Origin of the sequence: Clostridium sp. CM027 (assembly GCF_024730565.1) — a bacterium.
Classification (GTDB): Bacteria; Bacillota; Clostridia; order Clostridiales; family Clostridiaceae; genus Clostridium_AD; species Clostridium_AD estertheticum_B.
The window spans coordinates 70,635-90,719 of sequence record NZ_CP077725.1 but is presented as its reverse complement, the minus strand read 5'-3'; the positions used below and the strand labels follow the sequence as shown (position 1 = coordinate 90,719).

Below are 20,085 nucleotides of genomic sequence, written 5' to 3'. Positions count from 1 at the left end.
CTCCTTTAAAATAACAGTATCATTATTTTTTTGTAAAAATTATTTATTATACTTTCTAAATGCACTTACAATTGCCTGCTGGGGCATTTTATCATCTATTTTTCCAAAGACCTCTTCAGCTTTTATTCTGTTTTCTCCTGTACGTCTAAGGATTATAAGCCTAACTGCCTCTAAAACGTTTGCAATATCTATATTCCTAGGACAACGCTGGGAACATGTAAAACATGAAGCACAAGACCAAATGGTTTTACTCTCTGTAACCTTGTCTAATTCTCCTGTCTGAAGTAATCTTATGACCTGATGAGGCAGGATATCCATACCTTCACTTGCAGGACAACTTGCTGAACATTTCCCACATTGGATGCAATCTTGTATCCTCTGCCCACTAATTTGAGAAATTTGATCTAACTCTTTTAATTTTTTGTCAGAATATATTTTCACTCTTTTCATTGCACTATCCCCTCCTATCTTATTTGACACCTAACGCTTCTGCTAAAAGCTCCGTGAAATAGCTGATAGATAGTTTATTTTTGGCCCCATCATTACTAATTTCTAGATTATATTTACAAAGTGGGCATGCAGTAACAATTTCTTCTACATCATTTTTTACAGCTGATTGAATTATAGTATTTGTCATCTTATTTACAAGATCCTTTTGATCTAAACAAAGATACCCTCCACAACACTCCGTTCTATAAGGATATATTACAGGAGTTGCACCAATGGCTTTTATAAAATCTTCTATAATAGAAGGGTTTTCTGGATCATCAAAATTCATTGTTCCACTGGGACGAAGTAGCAAGCATCCATAATATGCACCAATTTTACGGTTAGTAAGAGGATTTGTTACTTTTTTAGCGAGTTCATCAAATCCTATTTCATCCCTGAGCACCTCAAGATAGTGAAGGACTTCCGTCTCTCCCGCGTATGCTTCTGTTAGCTCCAAGTAATTGTTAACCTTTGTTCTTATGTCATCTTTGGTCCTCATATCTTCATTGACCCTTTTAATCACGTGATGGCATGCTGCACATAAAGTAACTAGTTTTTCACCTTTGTCCCGTGCTCCTGCTAGGCTTCTTACTGAGGATAATTTAGTAGCTATTTCATCAGTGGCCATGGGATATACAGCACCACAACACTGCCACTCCTTTTGCTCTTCTAACTCAAACCCCAAAACGTTTGCAGCATCCAGTGCAAACTTTTCTAATTCCTGAGCTTTCGTCTTTAACGTACAACCTGGATAATAACTATACTTCATATTTATTCATCTAGACTTTAAACAAACGAACAAGTCTAGATTTACACCTCCCTTCGACTTTGTTAATATTTCAACACTTATTAATAGAATAATATGGCATTTATCTTTTTAACATTTATGATTTTAAAAAAACAGTGGTGTTTATTTAATTTATTGATAAAGCTATAACAAATGTTATTCTAAATTAAAAAAACCATTAAACTATGATATAATGGTCTAAGCTTATAAAAGAGTGGAATATACGTTGTGAATTTAAAACGATTACAGTATTTTATCCCTTTAATCATGTTAATATTTTTACATTTATTAAAAAGAAGTACTGCTTTTCTCTTTTTAACATTTATGTTATTTTATTTAAATCCTTGTTAAAACTATAACACACGTTGTTATAAATTAAAACTATCATTTAACTATGATATAATAGTTAAAACTTATAATTAGGGGGATATGTTATGGAATTAAGACAGTTAGAGTATTTTCAAATGGTATGTCAATTAAATAATATTACACAAGCTGCCAAAAAACTTTATGTAACTCAGCCTTCTATTACCAATTCTATCAAAAATCTAGAAAAGGAACTGTCCATTGTGCTCTTTGACCGCTCTAAAAAACAGCTTTCCCTCACAGACGAAGGCAAAATCTTCTTAAAAAGAGTAGATGATATTTTAAGACAAGTAACCAATGCCGTTGCAGAAATGAAGGATTGCCAGGATCTTAAAAATGTGATCCTGACAATAGGTATCCCTCCACTGATCAGTACTTTTATATTTCCAAAAGTATTTATTGACTTCCAAAAATCACATCCAAATATTAAACTCAATATTTCGGAATATGGGTCCCTTACAACAAAACAAATGGTAGAAAATGGAGACCTTGATTTAGGTCTGATTATCATCGATTCCTCCGATAAGTCCCTAGCTTCCCTTCCCATTTTAAATAGTGAGCTCTTCGTTTGCTTAAAAAAGGAACACCCTTTAAGCAAACAACCAACCATTACATTTAAAGATATTAAGAACGAACCTATTATCCTACTAAAAGAAGGCTTCTACATCAGACAAAAGATATTAGAATCTTTTAATGAATGCAATATTCAGCCTAATGTTATTTTATCATCCACCCAATTAGAAACCATCAAGGGCCTTATTACCAATGGGGTTGGCATTTCTTTTTTACTAAAGGAAATTGTTGAAGATAATGAAAATATAACAAAAGTTCCATTTAGTACTGCTATTCCCATAAAAATTGCTCTCGTTTGGAAAAAAGATCGTTATCTATCCAACGCTTCAAAGGCATTTATTGATTTCTTAATTACAAACCCCATAACCCCTCTTAAGAGTTAATATTAACTACGAATAATTTTATAATATAATTAATTACATAATTTAAGATGATAGTGAACTACACCCCCTTTAGATGCACTAAAAATGAATATGCTCTGATCAATGTAAATGAAGAGTATATTATTGAGTATAAGTGGAATCGCCTTAAACCAACTGTCGGAAAATTGGACAGTATAATAAAACCTCGATCCTATAAGAAATAATAAGATGTTATATGGAACAAAAATGAAAAAACCACCTGGCTTCAGGTGGTTCTTTCATTTTTGTTTTGATTTCTTAAAGCCTTTAGATAATTATATATATATGAGTTCTTTTGAAATCAATATATTTAACGAACCCTTTTTAATCTTTTTCGTCACCATATAAATATTAAAATATCCAAACATTACTATTTTGTGTACTAAAAGATAATTAATCAACATATTTTATTTAAAGGAGGTTAACTTATCTCCTAGGGAGCTGAACTGTCGTTAAATCATCTCCTGCGGAGCTGCATTTACGACTTCAGAAGGCGATTTATACTCCCACTGAAGTTTTATTTTTACTATAGTATGGAACTCTCACTTATAGAAATGGGAGACTTCCCTTCTGAACTGTCGTTAAAGGATGTGGTTATTTGAGTATTAATAAAAGCAAATGTATTTTACTCGTAATTTGTGTGTTTTTTTCTTTAAGTTTCTTCGGCTGTAGATACAATTTTGATAAAAGCATTTTTATAAAAAGTAAACCAAACAATTTTTACTATACCAAGTTATTAATGAAAGATTTATCTCTAGAAAAGCCTACTGAGCATTATGCTCTATATATGAATTTTTATAAGAAGAAAGATTTTTCCAATGAGGATTTATCTTCATTCACCAAGTTTTTTAATTCATTAAATAATGATAGTTTCATAGATAAGCCAGCGAACTTACCAGATAAACCAATATATAAGATATTTTTAACCTTCAGCAAAAATAAATATATGATAAATGTCTATAACGAAAAATTCATTTCCATATATCCCTGGGATGGCTCCTACAAAATGGATTACATTGATACAAGTAAAATGTACAAAGCCTATAATCTTTATGGATTATGCAAATACCTTATACCTAAATAAGGTATTTGTTTTTTTATCCGGTTATTCCTTTAAGGATGCCTTGATTTCAATTATAGATTTATTTAAAATTGGATGCATAACATAAGGTGCTATATCACACAGTGGCTCTAAAACAAACATTCTTTCCTGCATTCTTGGATGAGGCAATATTATTTCATCTAAAGAACTAATAATATCATCATACAGTAGTACATCCAAATCTACTGTTCTAGGACCCCATCTTATAACTCTCTCCCTTTTTAATTCTTTTTCTATAGATAGCAGGAATCTTACAAGCTCTAATGGATTTAAAAGTGTTTTTATTTCAATAGCACAATTTAAGAAATCATCTTGCTCTAGATATCCTACTGGCTTAGTTTCATAAAATTTTGATGTTTTTGTTATTTGGGTATGATAAGAATTGTTTATAAGCTCTAATGATTCTTTCACATTTTTCTCTTTGTCCCCCATATTTCCACCTATACCAATATACGCTGTATGCCATTTTCTATCTATTTCTACCGCTGCATATTGAAGTGGTTTTCCAATAGGCGCCCAAGGTTTTTTTATTTTAACCTTTACTCTTTGAACTAAATCATATTTTAAGAGTATAAATTCAGCTAATTTTTCTGTAGCTTTCTCTATTAAATCATAACTTTCCTTATTAAATTCTTCCTCAACCAATTGACAAAGCTCACCATAATGAACCGTCCTAGTTAAATCATCAGTGATGCCTGCCTCTCTTAAACTAAGGAAAAGCTCCAATGAAATTAAAAAACGTTGTCCTAAGGTTTTTTCTTCCTTAAAGACACCATGGTGTCCGTAAACCTCTAAATCTTTTATATACATTTTGTCCATAGTATTGTCTCCTTTATAAATAAGGGTGTTTTCTTAGCTTCTACATATAGCATCTGTCATAACGCAAACCCTTTTATTCTCTAATACATCGTGTACCCTTATAAATTCGCAGCCCTTCATTATTCCAATAGTTGTAGTTGCAAGTGTTCCCTCAAGCCTATCACTTGCAGGTAAGTCTAGTGCAAACCCTATCATGGATTTTCTTGAGGTTCCTAGAAGTACAGGATACCCTAAACTATTTAGCTTTTCCAGGCTATTCATAGTTTTTAAATTATCTTCATAACTTTTTGCAAAACCAATGCCTGGATCCAAAATAATATTTTCTTTTTTAACTCCTGCTTTTAGTGCAATTTGGATACTTTCTTCCAAATCATTAATTATATCACAAACTAAGTTAGTATAATTTTTATTATCTCTATTGTGCATTAAACAACAAGGCACATTATACTTAGCAGCAACGCTTGCAATATATGCGTCCTTCTTAAACCCCCATACATCATTAATCATTGCTGCCCCTACCTTTACTGCAAGCTCTGCAACTCTGCCTTTATATGTGTCCACAGAAATTGGGACGCTTATTTCCTTCTTTAAAGCCTCTATAATAGGTACTACCCTTTTAATTTCTTCTTCTTCACTTACGGGGTCATGTCCAGGTCTTGTGGATTCGCCACCAATATCAATAATATCTGCCCCGTCAGCAACCATTTTTTTCGCATGATTTATTGCTGAGCTAATATCCCTAAATTTTCCGCCATCAGAAAAGGAATCAGGAGTTACATTTAAAATCCCCATTATGTAAGTTCTTTTTCCTATTTCAAAATTTCGGTTTCCTATTTCCATAAACTTCCTCCTCATAATCTCATTCACTCTCAACTGTATTCCTAGTATGTTACCTTCAAATTCCTCTTCTCTACTGGCCATTTACAGCCATCAATAGCTTCGCAATTAAAACAATTTCTTGAAAGCTTGTCACACTTATATAATACATCACTTAAACTATTTAAATTTTCAGTATTGCTTCTATGTTTTCCTATAGCCTCTAGAATCTCATCTATTTCCTTAGCACTATATTTGCACTGCTTTAATATGTTTTTAGCAATTTCCCGACTAGCAATATCATGAGGTGTCCCATTTTCATATTCTTCTCCCCGACCTATATCATGCAAAAGTGCAGTTGTATAAATTATGTGTTTTGGTATATTCAAATGCTTTTCTAAACTCATTATGTACATAAGTCGTGCCACGTCTAAAAAATGCTGCATATCATGCAGGCAAAAGTCTCTATGTTCTTCGAAGTTTTCTATCTTCCTTAAATTATACACAAAGCTATAGTTTTCTATAATAAGATTTATTTTATCATTCATTAAATTATTATCTATAATTTCCACCGTTGCCAAAAATCTATATAAATCTATAAATATTGTTTAATTCCCTGTTCAACGTGTCCGATTTTGCAATCTTTTCAGATATGCTACTTTGGTTTATATAACACTCCAAGGGCTTAAATTCCCATACAACGCATGGTACATATTAGTAGTATCGTTTAAGTGATTAATTATCATCTGCGATGCTATTAAACTACTAATTCATATCTACTTAGATTGATACTTGCATTATAATCTCTATCTATAACACAGCCACATTCCTCGCAGATATATGTTCTAACTGATAATGAAAGTTTTGGCTTTATATGACCACACTCACTACAGGCTTTTGATAAATGTCTATTTTTCATCATTCCTTTTATATTAAGTGTTTCCATAACAACTCTTGAAGGCTTGGTTTTCACTATCGTATTCGTTGCTTGGTGATTATGATTACTTCTTATATTAGTTATTTTTCTATGAAGTAATTTAATCTGCTTTTCGATTTTTATAACATTACTTGTTTTGACAAACTTACTCCATTCTTTATTTTTTAGGTATTTGCAAGATACCCTACGTTGTAATCTACGTAGCCTTTTTTCATGTTTTTTACACTTTTTGTTTTGTTAATATTTTTAAATGTCATTCCATTGGAGCATATAGCAAGGTCTTTTATTCCGACATCTATCCCAATGCTCTCACTTGTTAATGCTACTATTGGTTGTTCTTTATCAATTCCAACTGATATAGAGTAGTGCCTTATTCCTTATGATTTTCTACATATCTATCATAATACCTTTTTATTTCAGATACAACTGTGCTTTCATTCACAACTTTATCTTCGATCTTATTCACCTTCATTATACCCATAATACTATTAGTTATAAAAACACCCTCAGCTTTCATTAATTCTTCTAATGTAAACTCGCCTTCTTGTACAATAAATCCTATAGGCAACAAATTTCGAATAATAAAATCTCGTACTATACCCGGTAATAACCCACATTTAATCTTTGGTGTAAATATAATTCCATTCTTGATGAAAAATATATTGCTTACAGCTCCCTCACTTATAAATCCCTCTGTGTTTAGAAATAGTGCTTCATTGTACCCTTTATCTATAATTTTATCTCGTTCAATTATGTTTTCAATGTAGTTGAAGGATTTCACATATGTTAAATTTGAATGCGCATTTCGCCTAACCTCACTTAATCCTAATGCAAACCCTTCATCATAATCACTTTGTTTATAGGCCATTTCTCTTTTAGTAATTATAGTGTTTTTCTCAGATACCATAATTTTGAGCACGCAGTTTTTACAATTGAGTTTTTGAGTAGCAGCATAAATTTCTGTTTCAGTAATTTTTTTATTTACATTTAGTGTGTTAAGCCCTCTATTTAACCTTTCTATATGCTCAGCTAGAAATAATGGTTTTTCTTTAACTAATATAGTCTCAAATGCTCCCCTTCCAAATGAAAACCCACTATCTAAGGATATCTTATCCACACTTAATTCACCATTTACAAATATCATAATACCCCCTTAGGTTCCACCCATGTGACACGTGGCAAATTCTATAATTTAGTTTACAACTTTATTCACCAGCCTATAAGACTCGCATTAACGCTTTTGCTTTATCTAAGGTCTCATCATATTCACATTCTTCATTGGAATCCCACGTTATTCCACCACCTACACCAAAATAGGCTTTATTGTCTTTTATTAAGATCGTTCTAATAATTATATTCAAATCTACATTTCCGTCAAACCCTAAATATCCAAGCGCGCCCGTATATATGTTTCTACGCACAGGCTCTAATTCCTCAATAATTTCCATGGAGCGTATTTTAGGTGCTCCTGTTATGGACCCTCCTGGAAAACAAGCTTTAATGCATTCTAGTGAGCTTACCGGCTCTTTTAATTCACCTACTACTGTAGATACTAAATGAAATACTGTACTGTACTCCTCTAATTTAAAAAGTTCCGTTACTTTAACTGAACTCGGCTTACAGACTTTACTTAAATCATTTCGCTCTAAATCCACCACCATTAGAAGTTCAGACTTATCTTTTTCGCTATTTATAAGTATGTTTTTATTTTTAAGATCTTCCCCTGCATCCATCCCTCTTGGCATAGTTCCTTTTATAGGTCTAGTTTCTACCATTCTATTTCTAATCCGCAAAAATCTTTCTGGAGAAGAACATATTATATTAAAATTTTCAAAATTCATAAATGCAGCAAAAGGAGCTGGATTTATATTTCTTAGATCTTTATATATTTCATATGCGCTTTTACGAGTGTTACAACTAAATCTTTGAGTTAAATTCGTGATATATATATCTCCACTTTTTATATAAGCTCTTACCTTTGATACAGTATTTATATAATTGTTCTTTTCAAAGTCCGACGTAAATTTATTCTTTATAACTCCTACTTTTTCATATACAATTTTATTGCCCTTTTGTATACGCTGCCTAATACCTTCAATACTGTCTTTCTGAGATTTAAGTATTCCTAGTGCAGATATATAAACACTTTTCTTAAAATTATCTAAAATAATAATGTTATCATAAAAATTATAATAGCAGTGAGGTATATCTACATCATCCTTTGCTATATTGGGTAGCTCTTCAACTTCCCTAGCCAGGTCGTAGGAAAAGTATCCTATACCGCCAGATACAAAAGGCAGCCCAGTATTATTTTCTATAGCGTATTCTTCAATAATTTTATTTAACTCTTCAAATGTATCCCCTTCATATACTTCTTTTCCCTTATAGCAGGTACCATTTTTACTTTTAAATGTTAAAAAACAGTTAGTTCCTATAAAAGAATATCTTCCTAACGTTTCTTCGTCTCTAGCACTATCTAATAATATAGTGTTTAAATCTTCTTTAAATAATGAATATATACCAAACCCATCAAGGTTAGTATTAACTTGTTCAATTATCAGTTTCATTTCTTCTCCTTAGTTTTCAACAAATTTATCTTGAATTCTAACTTCATTAATAAAATTTTTAAGAATTTCATGTCCATATTCCGTAAGCTCTGCTTCAGGGTGAAATTGTACCCCTTCAATGTGATATTGCTTATGTCTTATACCCATTATAACACCATCCTCTGTTTCACTAGTTATTTCTAATACCTCTGGCAAGGATTCTCTCTCTATTATTAAGGAATGGTATCTCGTAACCTTCATTGGACTCACAATATTTTTAAACACATATTTTCCACTATGCTTTATTTCAAATACTTTCCCATGCACTGGTTCATTTCCCTTAATAATTTTAGCACCAAACACCTTACCAATAATCTGATGCCCTAAACATATTCCCAAAATAGGTATGCTGCCTTTAAAGTTTTCTACTATTTCCATGCAAATCCCCGCATATTCAGGAGATTTTGGACCAGGTGAAATGATTATTCCTTCGGGTTTAATTTTCTCAATATCCGCAAAGGAAATTTTATCGTTTCTATATACTAATATTTCCTCACCTAGCTCTTCAAAGTATCTAACTAGGTTGTATACAAATGAATCATAATTGTCTATCATCAAAAACATAAACTATCTCCTATTCTCTTATAATTACTTATATTATATCAAATAGTTTGCGTAAAATCATTAGGATTAAAATCAACTTTCATTTTCTGTTATTATATTTTAGCTCGCAGTTAAAACTGAAAGCTTTCACTTGCTATTATTTTATAAATAATTTAAATACTACCTCTTCCTTTTCTTTAAAACCTTTTATAATTCCTTCATGAAGCTTTACAATATCCTTTACAATAGACAACCCTAAACCACTACCCTCCTCATGCCTAGACTTGTCCTTTTTATATAATCTTTCAAAAAAACTATCCACTTCTGCTTCTGAAACTGTCTCTCTAGGAACATTACTCACGCAAAAAACTCCATAGCTTATGCTATTTAGTTCTTCTTTGAAAATTTTAATTTTCACTACAGTATTTATTTTAGAGTATTTTAAAGCATTACTTATGATATTATTAACTGCCCTACCAATCAAATCAGGATCACCATTTATGTAAACAGGCTCCTTTGATAGCTCCACTTCTAGTTTTAATGAGTTCTCATCAAATCCACTTGCTTCATCCTCGAATATCTGTCTTCCCAATTCATTTAGCTCTAAGTTTTCAAAATTTAATATTATATCCTTTGATGTTAGTTTTGAATATTGAAAAAAGTCCTCCAGCATAGTTCTAAGATATACACCCTTACGTTCTATGATGCTTATATACTTACTTAGCTCTTCCTTAGAATTGTATTTGTCCTTCTTAAGAATATCAATATATCCAAGTATTGTTGTCAGAGGAGTTCGTAAATCATGTGAAATATTGGTGAGAAATTCGCTTCTTTTTCTATCTTCTTTTTCAAGTTCAGATGCCATAAAGTTAATACCTTCTGCAAGCTCTCTTAATTCGTTGTTATAGTGAATGGGTACTCTGTGAGATAAGTTCCCTTTGGCTATAATTTGCACTGAGAATTTCATTTTTGAAATATAGGATACCCTCCCCCAAACTAATATAAAAAAGATTATTACAAATCCTATTAAGGCCCAGAGCATCATCATGCTGTCACCATTTCCATATCCAAGGTAAACGTAATATAAGAAATATCCATCCTTTAAATATTCACAGCCAGATACTCTGAAATCCTTTTTATATTTGCTTGGCACAGAATATTCTCTTTTGCCATCTTTTAGCTCATTCTTGTCTATGACTTGTACTCCTTTACTATTTTGAACTATAACATTACCCCTCTGATCTACTATATAGAAACTGTACCCTTGATTATATGAATATTTATCATTTATAAGTTGCTTTAGCGCTATATTATTACTAAGATTACTGTTTTTCAATTCCTTCTCTAAGTTCGGTATACACTTATCATAAATATTATTTATTCTAAGTGTAGGATTTTTATTATAAATTCCCACTCCTTTATCTTTTATCATTGCGGAACTCAAAAATGAAATCACAAAAGCAATTAATGCTATAATAACTAACTCACCCTTAAGCTTAACAATCCTTTTCAACTTTATACCCCATTCCCCAAATAGTTTTTATATACTTACCCACTTTAACCTTATCACCTAATTTATCCCTAAGGTTTCTCATGTGTACAATAACGCTGTTATCATTTTCTAAAAATGTATCCTTCCATATTTGCTCATACAGCACTTTGGTTGAATATACTCGTCCCTTATTTGAAGCTAAGGTGCTTAAAATCTCAAATTCCTTAGGGGTTAACATGATTTCTTCCCCAAATCTTTGTACTGTATGTTCTAAAAGATTTATTTCTAAGTCCTTTATTTTTAAAATACTATCTATAGCCACATTACTATCTGATGTTCTTTTTAATATTGAAAGAACTCTTAATGATAATTCTGTAAAGTCAAAGGGCTTAACTACATAGTCATCGCATCCCTTAGTAAATCCCTTTATTTTGTCCATTTGTTCACCTTTAGCAGTTAACAGAATTACAGGGGTATCACAAAACTCCCTCATCTTGGCTAACATTTTATAACCATCCATTTTAGGCATCATAATATCTAATAATATCAGTGAAAAGGCCTTATTTTTACTAATTATTAAACCTTCCTCTCCATCACAGGCGTAATCAATTTCATAACCTTCTCTAGAAAAATAATTACCTAACATTTCTCTTATGTCTAAATCATCATCCACAATTAATATATTTTTCTGCATTTTACCACCTATCTTTAAGTTTTTTCTTAATTATACCATTTTAGTTCTCTCTTAAAAACTCATAAGAATTATATTTTATCATAGTGATAAACGGATAGATGAATGTAGCAACAGTGAGAGTTAGGCTACAAAGTAATAATACAATCAAGTCCCATAAAGAATATACTGCATTAATTCCTAGTAGCTTAAAAAACAACTTTGAAACCGAAACATAGAAGCCATAAGACAGAACACATGACACTATGATAAGTATGCTTCCTTTAAAGATGTAAACTTTTGATATAAACCCTTTTCCTAGGCCTAAAGCTCTTATTACCGTTTCTTCTTTTCTTTCTTCTAGAAACGTAATGTTCAAAAGATTAATATTAAAAATTAATGATGCAAACACTACCATAAAAGAAAGTGCTTTAAATATATTAAGAAATTTCCCTATATATGTTGACATAGCGCTACCTAGAATATCAATTGATATAACAGGACTGTCCCCTAGTTTATCCATCCATTTAGTGCCGTCAGCCTTAATGTAAAATTTAGAATCATTGCTATATCCACGATAAGGCAGTAGAATGCACATACTATCTATAATCGAATTATCATAAACGCCCTTTATTTTTATATTTACTGTTTTATCTTTATAAGATATGTGAAGTATATCTCCAACCTTCAACTTATTTTTCTTTTGGTACTCAGAAGTAATCAAGCACCCGTCTTCTCCGTCAAAAAGTTTTTTACCTTCCACCATTTTAAACTCCAGCTTGTAATCTTCCTTTTTTATTTCTATAAAGGCAATTAATTTTAGTTTAATATTATTGTTTAGGACTTTACCTGTTGAATTATAATTTTTAATATACCCTTCAACCCCATTTTCTTTTGTAAGAACATTTTCCAGATTTAGGTTTTCTTTAGAAGGCAAAATATAGTTATATGGCAGCGCTGTAGCTAAAGATTTATTCATGCTATTTTTAACATTGTTGTTTAGATTTAATGTGATCATAATAAATACTAGAGTAATAGAAAAACTTACAGTAAGCAAAATAAATGTTAAAAAGTTTTTCTTCATATTTTTAAAGGAATACATTAATAATTGACTTCTGTAATGAATGGAAGAAAAAATCTTCATCAATACTGCGCTTGCAATCAAAAATATTAAAATGATACATATTATACCTAATGAGGTTGCAAAATTTACAGAACTTCCTATATAAACCGAGTATACGAATAGCATTACAGGTATTAATAATATGAGGTAGATAAATATACGCTTTTTTACTATCCCATTCTTTTCTTCATTTTCTCTTAGAAGCCATAAACCTTTAAAATCATCTATTATTAATAAAGGTATATTTGAAAACATCTCGAAGAATAGTGTATTTATAATAATTCCTTTTGAAAATATCCGCAATTCTTCTATAAAACTTATACTTTGAGGAATATAATTCATTTTTAATATGAAATTGGATATTAAAATAGTGGTTAAAACAGATAAGATTACGGGCAATAAAACTATAATAGATAATTCCATTCTTAGAGCATTTTTTATATCCTTATTTTTAAGGGATAAAAGCTTCATAATAGATATATCTCTTTTTCGTCTTATTATGAGCATTATTGAGGTCGTTATTATTACTATTGAAGATAGTATATACCCCATAGTGGTCAATATTCCAAAAGAAGCAAATTGTACATCTGTCTCACTTTTAAGCGTTCGCTCTTTATCCTTTATTGAACTATACATATATCCATCTTCCTTAGACTTTATACGCTGTTTCAACTCTTCTCCATCAGTATTTCCACCGATATAAATTAAATTACCCTCACTTCCACTGACACTTTCACTTATTTTTCCGTAACCAATTATTGTTTCATCATTAGTTACCCCTTTAGGAATTGTTTCTATTTCTTTAACCGTATAGGCTTTTGTTCCCCCATCAGTTTTTATATTAATTTCATCTCCGATTTTAACAGCAAGATTCTTTGCCATAGATGAATCCAAAATTATTTCATCCTTTTTAATGTTCTGCTCACCTAATATCAAATTAGCGTAAAATTTACTGCTTTTACTGTTTTGAAAAAAGGCAGGAGTAGTTTTTTTATAAGTAACCTTATAACTCTCTTTTTTTAATATACTTATTTCTTCATTAAAATCTTTAGATTCATAAAATGACTTTATAAATAAATCCCCACCGTTAGCCTCCTTTATACTTTTCTTATTGTATTCATTTATATTTGCGGAAATAATAGGAGCAGTAATGGATAACGTTGTAGTAAGCAATATAGAGATCATGGTGAATAATAAAATCAGCTTTTCCTTTCTCAAATTTTGCAAATTGTATATTTTAAAAATCTTAAGCCAGTTCATTCAAAACACCATCCTCAAGGAAAAATTTTCTATCTCCCAAAGAGCCTATTCTTTCATCATGCGTTACTATAGCAAGGCAGCAACCACTTTCCGCTTTAACCCTCATTAAAAGTTCAATAACCCTTTTACCATTTTCAGAATCTAGAGCACCTGTAGGTTCATCACATAGTATGAATCTAGGACTGTTAACAAGTGCTCTCACTACAGCTACTCTTTGGGCTTCTCCACCAGAAAGTGAGGTTGCTTTAGCATTTTTCTTATCTAACAAGCCTACCTTTTTTAATAAAGCTTCACATTTTTCTATTTTCTCTTTTTTACCTTCTTTGCTATCCATAGCTAACAATAAATTTTCTAAAGGTGTCAAACCCGTTATTAAATTAGAATTTTGAAAAATAAGTCCGATATTTTTACGTCTTAATACCTCTATTTCTTTTTCTTTCTTACCACTGATAATCTTATTGTCAAAAAAGACTTCACCAGTACTTGAAGCTTCAAGCATTGACAAAATATATAGAAGTGTAGACTTTCCACCTCCTGAAGGACCCATTATAGTAATAAAATCCCCTTCCTCGATTGCCATGTCTATGTTTTTCAGAACCTCCTGCTCCATATTTTCGCGTTTATATTTTTTATTCACAGCTTTTAATTGAATCATATAAGTACCCTCCAAATTTTTATAATTGTAATCAAGTCACATTTACAATTATAAAATATGAAATGTATGAAATATATGTCTTAAAAATAAGTAAATTATAAAGATTAGTTATACGAGTAACTATCTCGCAGGCTACCACCTATACAATTGCAAATAAAAAGAGCCTAACATTTAATAAATATTCAATAATAATTATTATTTATTATAATTCCCTTTTAATATTCACCAATATTGGTTAAAATGGTATTAGGCACATAAAAATAAATAGGCTACAATAGACTCGTATATTGTCTTGTTATTTATTTTTATATCCCTTATGCTAAACTTTAAATTTGAGGTGATTATATGTACAATCGAGGTGATTTCCATCTTCATACAAATGCGTCTGATGGAAAACTAAGTCCTAAAGAACTAATTCATGAAGCGTCTTTAAATGGTTTGGATATTATTGCAATAACAGATCATGACACAACTTTAAATGTTGAGGAAGGAATCAGAGAAGGTCTAATTGAAAATATAAGGGTAATACCTGGAATAGAACTATCTACTATTTATAATAACGAAAGCATTCACATATTGGGTTATTTTAAAGATGATAAATATAAAGATGTTGCTTTTCAAAATTTCTTAAAAGACATAGATGATTTCAGAATATTAAGAGCTAAAAAAATAGTGGAAAATTTAGATACGTTTTTTAAAATAAAACTAGACTATCAAAAAGTTTTAGATGAAGCTAAAGGAGTAATAGCTAGGCCCCATATAGCTAAAGCAATAATTGATGCTGGTTATAAATATGATTGGAAATATATATTTGATAATTTCCTTTCAAACAGTAGCCCTGCATATGTACACATTAAGAGAATTTCAACAGCCGATGGCATAACCATATTAAAAAAAGTTAATGCATTAGTTGTACTTGCACACCCTGTTCTAATTAAAAAATCAACCATAGATGAAATGCTAAGCTTAGATTTTGATGGTATTGAAGCAGTTTACCCAATAAATACAAAAAAGCAAAAATCACTATTAAAGTCAAAAGCTAAAGAATATGGCAAGTTAATTACTGCAGGTTCAGATTTTCATGGAATTACAACCTCAGATACCAGTCATGGCGTCGTTGGTTCAGTTTCCTTAAGCCATAATGAACTAGCTACCTTTGTAAATGCCTTAGAATCATAAAAGAAAAAAAGTATATATTACTATTAATGCAATGCATTAATAGTAATATATACTTTTTTTACACATAAAAATATTTGTTATTTATTTTGATACCCTATTATGCAGTTATGCTAATATGTATATAAGAAGGATGGCAGGTAAAGTAATAATAAATCTCAATATTACCTACCAAAAAGTCTTTTAGCCGGTAGGCTGCAGATGTGGTAGATATGCTTTGAATTTAATATTCGCAAAACAAATATCTATCGTCTAAAGAAGAGCTCTTGCGCAACTGTGGAACAAAATCGTAAACTAAAGAAAAAAAGCATATATTACGTAAGCTGCATTTGAACAAGCATTAGCAATTTTTTGCTAATGTTATGAAATATACGTTAAGAAAAGTACATGTTTGAGCGATAGTGAGTTTGTACTTTTTAGTGTCTTTCATAATATTAGCTTAGAATTACTCAGCGAAGTGAAAAGCAGTTGTAATAATATACACTTTCTTTTCTATATTTCTATTAAGAAAGCTTCATAAGCTCTAAAAGCTTCATATATGTCTGCTTTGCTTGCAATTTCCCATGGCGCATGCATATTATGAAGAGCAACCCCTGAATCTATAACCTGCATACCAAACCCGGCTAGTATATAAGCTATTGTACCGCCGCCGCCTTGGTCCACTTTTCCAAGCTCTGATGTTTGCCATGAAATATTATGTTTTTCCATTATGGTTCTAAGCTGCGCAATAAATTCTGGATTTGCATCGTTGCATCCTCCTTTTCCGCGAGCCCCAGTATACTTGTTTAAAACTATACCTTTTCCAAAATATGCAGAATTACGTTTTTCCATAACCGAAGGAAAGTTTGGATCATATGCTGCACTTACGTCTGATGATAACATTTTTGAATTTGCTAATGCCCTTCTTACTTTTAAATCACTATATTCTCCCATTAAATTAACAACCTCAGCTACTGTGTTTTCAAAGAATTTTGATTGCATTCCTGTTGCACCAATACTTCCAACTTCCTCTTTGTCCACAAGTAAAACAATACAAGTTTTGTCTGTTTCCTTAATGTTCATTAATGCTTCATAAGAAGTGTACGCACACACTCTATCATCTTGTCCATAAGCCATAATCATACTGCTATCTAGTCCATAGTTTCTAGCGCGTCCTGCAGGTACTACTTCTAATTCTGATGATACGAAATCTTCTTCATCTATATCATATTTATCATTTAAAAGTTTTAATATATTTAACTTAACTCTATTTTTTGCATCCTTATCTTCTACTGGTATACTTCCCATAAATACGTTTAAATCTTCACCTTCGATACCTTTGTCTAAAGTCTTTTTCAATTGATCTGCTGATAAGTGAATTAGAAGATCTGAAATTCCAACTACTGGTTCTTTTTCATCTTCTCCTATTACTACATTTATTACTGTACCATCCTTTTTAACAATAACACCATGAATAGCTAAAGGTAACGTAACCCATTGGTACTTCTTAATTCCACCATAGTAATGTGTTTTAGCTAATGCTAGATCTGAATCCTCATATAATGGATTTTGTTTTAAATCGAGTCTTGGTGAGTCCACGTGAGCACCTAAAATTTTAAAACCCTTTTCAATAGGCTCAGACCCAATTAAAAACAATGCTAAGGTTTTTCCCATACTGCTAGCGTAAACCTTATCACCAGCTTTTAATTTAGTGCCTTCACTTATATAAGTATCAATATTTTTGTAACCGTTTTTTTTAGCTAGTGTAACAAACTCTGTAACGCATTCTCTTTCAGTTTTGCATTTTGACATGAAGTCTATATAATTGTCAGATAATGCAAATACCTTTTTAAAATCACTTTTTGTGTATTTATCCCAAGCTACTTCATATTCTTTTTCTAAACTTTTAATTTCAGACATGTTTATTCCCTCCCTATTATAAATGCTTCCTGCACTTACTATTCTACTAAATATTTCCTAAAATTACAAACATTTAAAGTTACAAAAAAAACATTATACTCTATGTTAATTCCATTTTTTTATTTCTTAAGAGTTGCAGTTACTTCCTCTATTCTCATATTTATGGTTTCAACAGGAGTTATCTTAGAATTTAAACTGTATCTATAATTAGCTGCAGCTGCTTCAATAATTACTGCTATATTCCTACCTGGCCTAATTGGCAATGTTATTTTTCTTACAGGCACATTTAGAATATCCATAAATTCATTATCTATACCAAGCCTATCATATTCTTCACTCTCATTCCACTGAGTAAGTGATATCAACAAACTAATAGTCTTAGTGTTTAGAACCGAACTCATACCATATATTGCTGGAATATCTATTATCCCCATACCTCTGACCTCCAGCATTCCTGAGGTTATGTATGGGCAACTTCCAAGTAATACACCATCAATTTCTTTAATGTCAACTGCATCGTCTGCGATCAGCCTGTGACCCCTTTTTATAAGTTCTAACGCACATTCACTCTTGCCTATCCCACTTTCTCCACTTAATAACATGCCTATACCATAAACATCTACTAGAACACCGTGAAGTCTAGTTTCTGGAGCTAACTTAGTATCTACGTAATTTGTAAATTTACTAATAAATCTTGTAGAAATTAATTTTGTTCGTAAAACCCATCGTCCATTTCCCCTTGCTGCCTCCATAAGTTCCTTATGAGGTTGCATCTGCCTAGTGACTATAACGCAAGGTATATCTAATTTAAAGTATTTATTCAATCGTTTCTTCCTAAGGTCTTCTTCCATACAATCTAGAAAACTCCATTCTGCCATACCTATTAATTGAACTCGATTATTATCGAAATACTGGTAAAAGCCTGCAATTTGAAGCCCCGGTCTATTAATATCACTAACATTAATTAAGTTACCCTTTTCTCCTTCTACTAAAACCTCTAACTTAAAATGCTCTATTAATTCCTCTATAGTAACATCCATTAAAACTCCCCCATTTTTACTGATTTTAAAATTTATTGTTTTTAATAAAGATATTATACTTTTTTAATTGTATCTAATTGTGCTCTAAAATTTCTTTTAACATTGTCAATGTACTTTTGCCTTAACTCTTGTTGTTCTAATTTCTCTTCCTCTGTAAGTTGACTTTCTTTGCTTTTATTATAAAGGTAATTTATTCTGTTAGTTAATTCATCAATATTCATAATATCACTCCTAGACTATTTTTAACTTTTCTATTATACCAAAATATTTTATTCATAAATAGTATAAATGAAACATATTCTGATTTTATAATTATAACACAAGAAAATTAAGACTTTTTTCGTCATTTACATATTATTCCATGTAAGTTTTTTCAACATCTGCATAGATTTTTTTGTTATATTTTACCATTATATAGATGTTTTATTTAACAAATTATAGTATATTTTGTATTTTTTTATATTTTATTGGCTAACTAAAAATTTAACATAGATTGCATAATATGTTATTATATATTTATTCCACAAAAACAAAATAAAGCGAAGAGGTGTTGATGTATGGATATTAAATTAAAAATTATAAAGGAAGAATTAGAATCATTAAGAACAATATTACATTTTTTACTAAATTGTAAAGAGCCTACAGATAAAATAGTTGTATCATGCAGTCAGCAATTAGATGAAGTTATAATTAAATATCAGAAATTTCAAGCCATTTCGGAAAAAGTGGCTTGATAAATCCACACATGATTTTAGATATCCAACTCAATTAAAATATCATCAATTTCAATATTTACATCTGCACCATAAAAAACTACCGCGAATTCATTAAATTCATATGCATCTTCTGATATATCACAACCAATGAATTCATATTCAATTTCCATTTCCTCAGCGCATTCTTCCATTATATCTTCCACATTATCTGCTGAAATATCACTTAAATAAGGCAAGAAAAACTCTTCATACCAATCTTCTTCATTTTGTTTAAAATCTCCTTCTTCATTTGCATAAGATGTAGCAGCTTCAATTTCTACTTCATCATAATAATATTTAAATTTCAGTGCTATAGTGTCCTTTTTATATTGAATTTCAACTATGTCACTTAGGCCATTCTTATTTAGAAAATTTATTATATTTTGCTTATTCAAATATACCCCTCCATAAATCATTTGTGAATTATTTACTGCGATTTAATTCTTGTCTGGATATTATTGCGAAACTTTTTTTTACAATAATATTTAGTATCCTGGTCATTATATTCTTTGCATTTGAAATATTTTTAATTCTTTATAAAAAAAAAGAAAAATTTCACTAACCAAGTGAGATTTT

The 20,085-nt window shown here is 30.7% G+C and carries 20 protein-coding genes and 1 pseudogene; 4 read left to right on the top strand and 17 right to left on the bottom strand.

Features of this window, described 5'->3' with window-relative positions:
* Nucleotides 1-39 precede the first annotated feature (39 nt).
* Together KTC92_RS00425 and KTC92_RS00420 are read right to left on the bottom strand one after the other, a co-directional pair.
* Nucleotides 40-450 carry a 4Fe-4S dicluster domain-containing protein gene (locus KTC92_RS00425; RefSeq protein ID WP_216301752.1) on the bottom strand — a complete coding sequence of 137 codons (411 nt, stop codon included), beginning with the start codon at nt 448-450 and terminating at the stop codon, nt 40-42.
* A 19-nt stretch (nt 451-469) separates the two neighbouring features.
* The gene (locus tag KTC92_RS00420; RefSeq protein WP_216301751.1) at nt 470-1,258 is read right to left on the bottom strand and encodes a CoB--CoM heterodisulfide reductase iron-sulfur subunit B family protein; all 789 of its coding nucleotides are present in this window, start codon (nt 1,256-1,258) and stop codon (nt 470-472) included.
* A gap of 452 nt (nt 1,259-1,710) precedes the next feature.
* Between KTC92_RS00420 and KTC92_RS00415 the strand changes: the two genes are divergently transcribed.
* Both KTC92_RS00415 and KTC92_RS00410 read left to right on the top strand, forming a co-directional pair.
* Entirely contained in the window at nt 1,711-2,598 is an 888-nt protein-coding gene (locus KTC92_RS00415; protein WP_165412853.1) for a LysR family transcriptional regulator, read from the top strand.
* A 616-nt stretch (nt 2,599-3,214) separates the two neighbouring features.
* On the top strand, nt 3,215-3,700 hold the full coding sequence (locus KTC92_RS00410; protein ID WP_258280647.1) for a DUF4883 family protein: 486 nt from the start codon (nt 3,215-3,217) through the stop codon (nt 3,698-3,700).
* Nucleotides 3,701-3,721: 21 nt separating this feature from the next.
* Here the strand turns inward: KTC92_RS00410 and folK are convergent, their stop codons facing one another.
* From folK to KTC92_RS00355, 11 genes and pseudogenes are all read right to left on the bottom strand, one after another.
* Nucleotides 3,722-4,537: a 2-amino-4-hydroxy-6-hydroxymethyldihydropteridine diphosphokinase gene (folK, locus tag KTC92_RS00405; RefSeq protein ID WP_220285984.1), complete on the bottom strand. Its 816-nt coding sequence runs from the start codon at nt 4,535-4,537 to the stop codon at nt 3,722-3,724.
* A gap of 33 nt (nt 4,538-4,570) precedes the next feature.
* A complete protein-coding gene (folP, locus tag KTC92_RS00400; protein WP_220285985.1) occupies nt 4,571-5,377 on the bottom strand; it encodes a dihydropteroate synthase in 807 nt (268 codons plus the stop codon).
* Between the two features lie 41 nt (nt 5,378-5,418).
* A complete protein-coding gene (locus KTC92_RS00395) occupies nt 5,419-5,925 on the bottom strand; it encodes an HD domain-containing protein (RefSeq protein ID WP_258280787.1) in 507 nt (168 codons plus the stop codon).
* Nucleotides 5,926-6,110: 185 nt separating this feature from the next.
* Nucleotides 6,111-6,661: pseudogene (locus KTC92_RS00390) on the bottom strand (RNA-guided endonuclease InsQ/TnpB family protein); the annotation flags it as partial.
* A complete protein-coding gene (locus KTC92_RS00385; protein WP_216301748.1) occupies nt 6,661-7,434 on the bottom strand; it encodes an aminotransferase class IV in 774 nt (257 codons plus the stop codon). The gene KTC92_RS00385 and the pseudogene KTC92_RS00390, both read right to left, overlap by 1 nt.
* 73 nt (nt 7,435-7,507) lie before the next feature.
* Nucleotides 7,508-8,857, bottom strand: coding sequence for an aminodeoxychorismate synthase component I (gene pabB / locus KTC92_RS00380; protein ID WP_220285986.1), 1,350 nt, complete (start codon nt 8,855-8,857; stop codon nt 7,508-7,510).
* Between the two features lie 9 nt (nt 8,858-8,866).
* Nucleotides 8,867-9,460: an aminodeoxychorismate/anthranilate synthase component II gene (locus KTC92_RS00375; RefSeq protein ID WP_220285987.1), complete on the bottom strand. Its 594-nt coding sequence runs from the start codon at nt 9,458-9,460 to the stop codon at nt 8,867-8,869.
* Between the two features lie 136 nt (nt 9,461-9,596).
* On the bottom strand, nt 9,597-10,952 hold the full coding sequence (locus KTC92_RS00370) for a HAMP domain-containing sensor histidine kinase (RefSeq protein WP_220285988.1): 1,356 nt from the start codon (nt 10,950-10,952) through the stop codon (nt 9,597-9,599).
* Nucleotides 10,936-11,625: a response regulator transcription factor gene (locus KTC92_RS00365; RefSeq protein ID WP_220285989.1), complete on the bottom strand. Its 690-nt coding sequence runs from the start codon at nt 11,623-11,625 to the stop codon at nt 10,936-10,938. The genes KTC92_RS00370 and KTC92_RS00365 overlap by 17 nt, the downstream gene beginning before the upstream one ends.
* A gap of 40 nt (nt 11,626-11,665) precedes the next feature.
* Nucleotides 11,666-13,984, bottom strand: a complete 2,319-nt coding sequence (locus KTC92_RS00360; protein WP_220285990.1) for an ABC transporter permease — start codon at nt 13,982-13,984, stop codon at nt 11,666-11,668.
* Nucleotides 13,971-14,639: an ABC transporter ATP-binding protein gene (locus KTC92_RS00355; protein ID WP_220285991.1), complete on the bottom strand. Its 669-nt coding sequence runs from the start codon at nt 14,637-14,639 to the stop codon at nt 13,971-13,973. Before KTC92_RS00355 ends, KTC92_RS00360 begins: the two co-directional genes overlap by 14 nt.
* A gap of 345 nt (nt 14,640-14,984) precedes the next feature.
* Between KTC92_RS00355 and KTC92_RS00350 the strand changes: the two genes are divergently transcribed.
* Nucleotides 14,985-15,818: a PHP domain-containing protein gene (locus tag KTC92_RS00350; protein ID WP_216301737.1), complete on the top strand. Its 834-nt coding sequence runs from the start codon at nt 14,985-14,987 to the stop codon at nt 15,816-15,818.
* Between the two features lie 489 nt (nt 15,819-16,307).
* Here KTC92_RS00350 and KTC92_RS00345 read toward each other — a convergent pair whose 3' ends face one another.
* The 3 genes from KTC92_RS00345 to KTC92_RS00335 all read right to left on the bottom strand — a co-directional run bounded on the left by KTC92_RS00345 (nt 16,308) and on the right by KTC92_RS00335 (nt 18,975).
* Entirely contained in the window at nt 16,308-17,714 is a 1,407-nt protein-coding gene (locus tag KTC92_RS00345) for an aminopeptidase (RefSeq protein WP_216301736.1), read from the bottom strand.
* A gap of 119 nt (nt 17,715-17,833) precedes the next feature.
* Complete coding sequence (gene hprK, locus KTC92_RS00340) at nt 17,834-18,754, bottom strand: HPr(Ser) kinase/phosphatase (protein WP_165411867.1); 921 nt, start codon at nt 18,752-18,754, stop codon at nt 17,834-17,836.
* A gap of 53 nt (nt 18,755-18,807) precedes the next feature.
* Nucleotides 18,808-18,975 carry a DUF896 domain-containing protein gene (locus KTC92_RS00335; RefSeq protein WP_216301735.1) on the bottom strand — a complete coding sequence of 56 codons (168 nt, stop codon included), beginning with the start codon at nt 18,973-18,975 and terminating at the stop codon, nt 18,808-18,810.
* A gap of 336 nt (nt 18,976-19,311) precedes the next feature.
* Between KTC92_RS00335 and KTC92_RS00330 the strand changes: the two genes are divergently transcribed.
* Complete coding sequence (locus KTC92_RS00330; protein ID WP_216301734.1) at nt 19,312-19,488, top strand: aspartyl-phosphate phosphatase Spo0E family protein; 177 nt, start codon at nt 19,312-19,314, stop codon at nt 19,486-19,488.
* 17 nt (nt 19,489-19,505) lie between these two features.
* On the opposite strand, the gene KTC92_RS00325 is transcribed toward KTC92_RS00330, so the two are convergent.
* A complete protein-coding gene (locus tag KTC92_RS00325; protein WP_216301733.1) occupies nt 19,506-19,904 on the bottom strand; it encodes a hypothetical protein in 399 nt (132 codons plus the stop codon).
* Nucleotides 19,905-20,085: the final 181 nt, after the last annotated feature.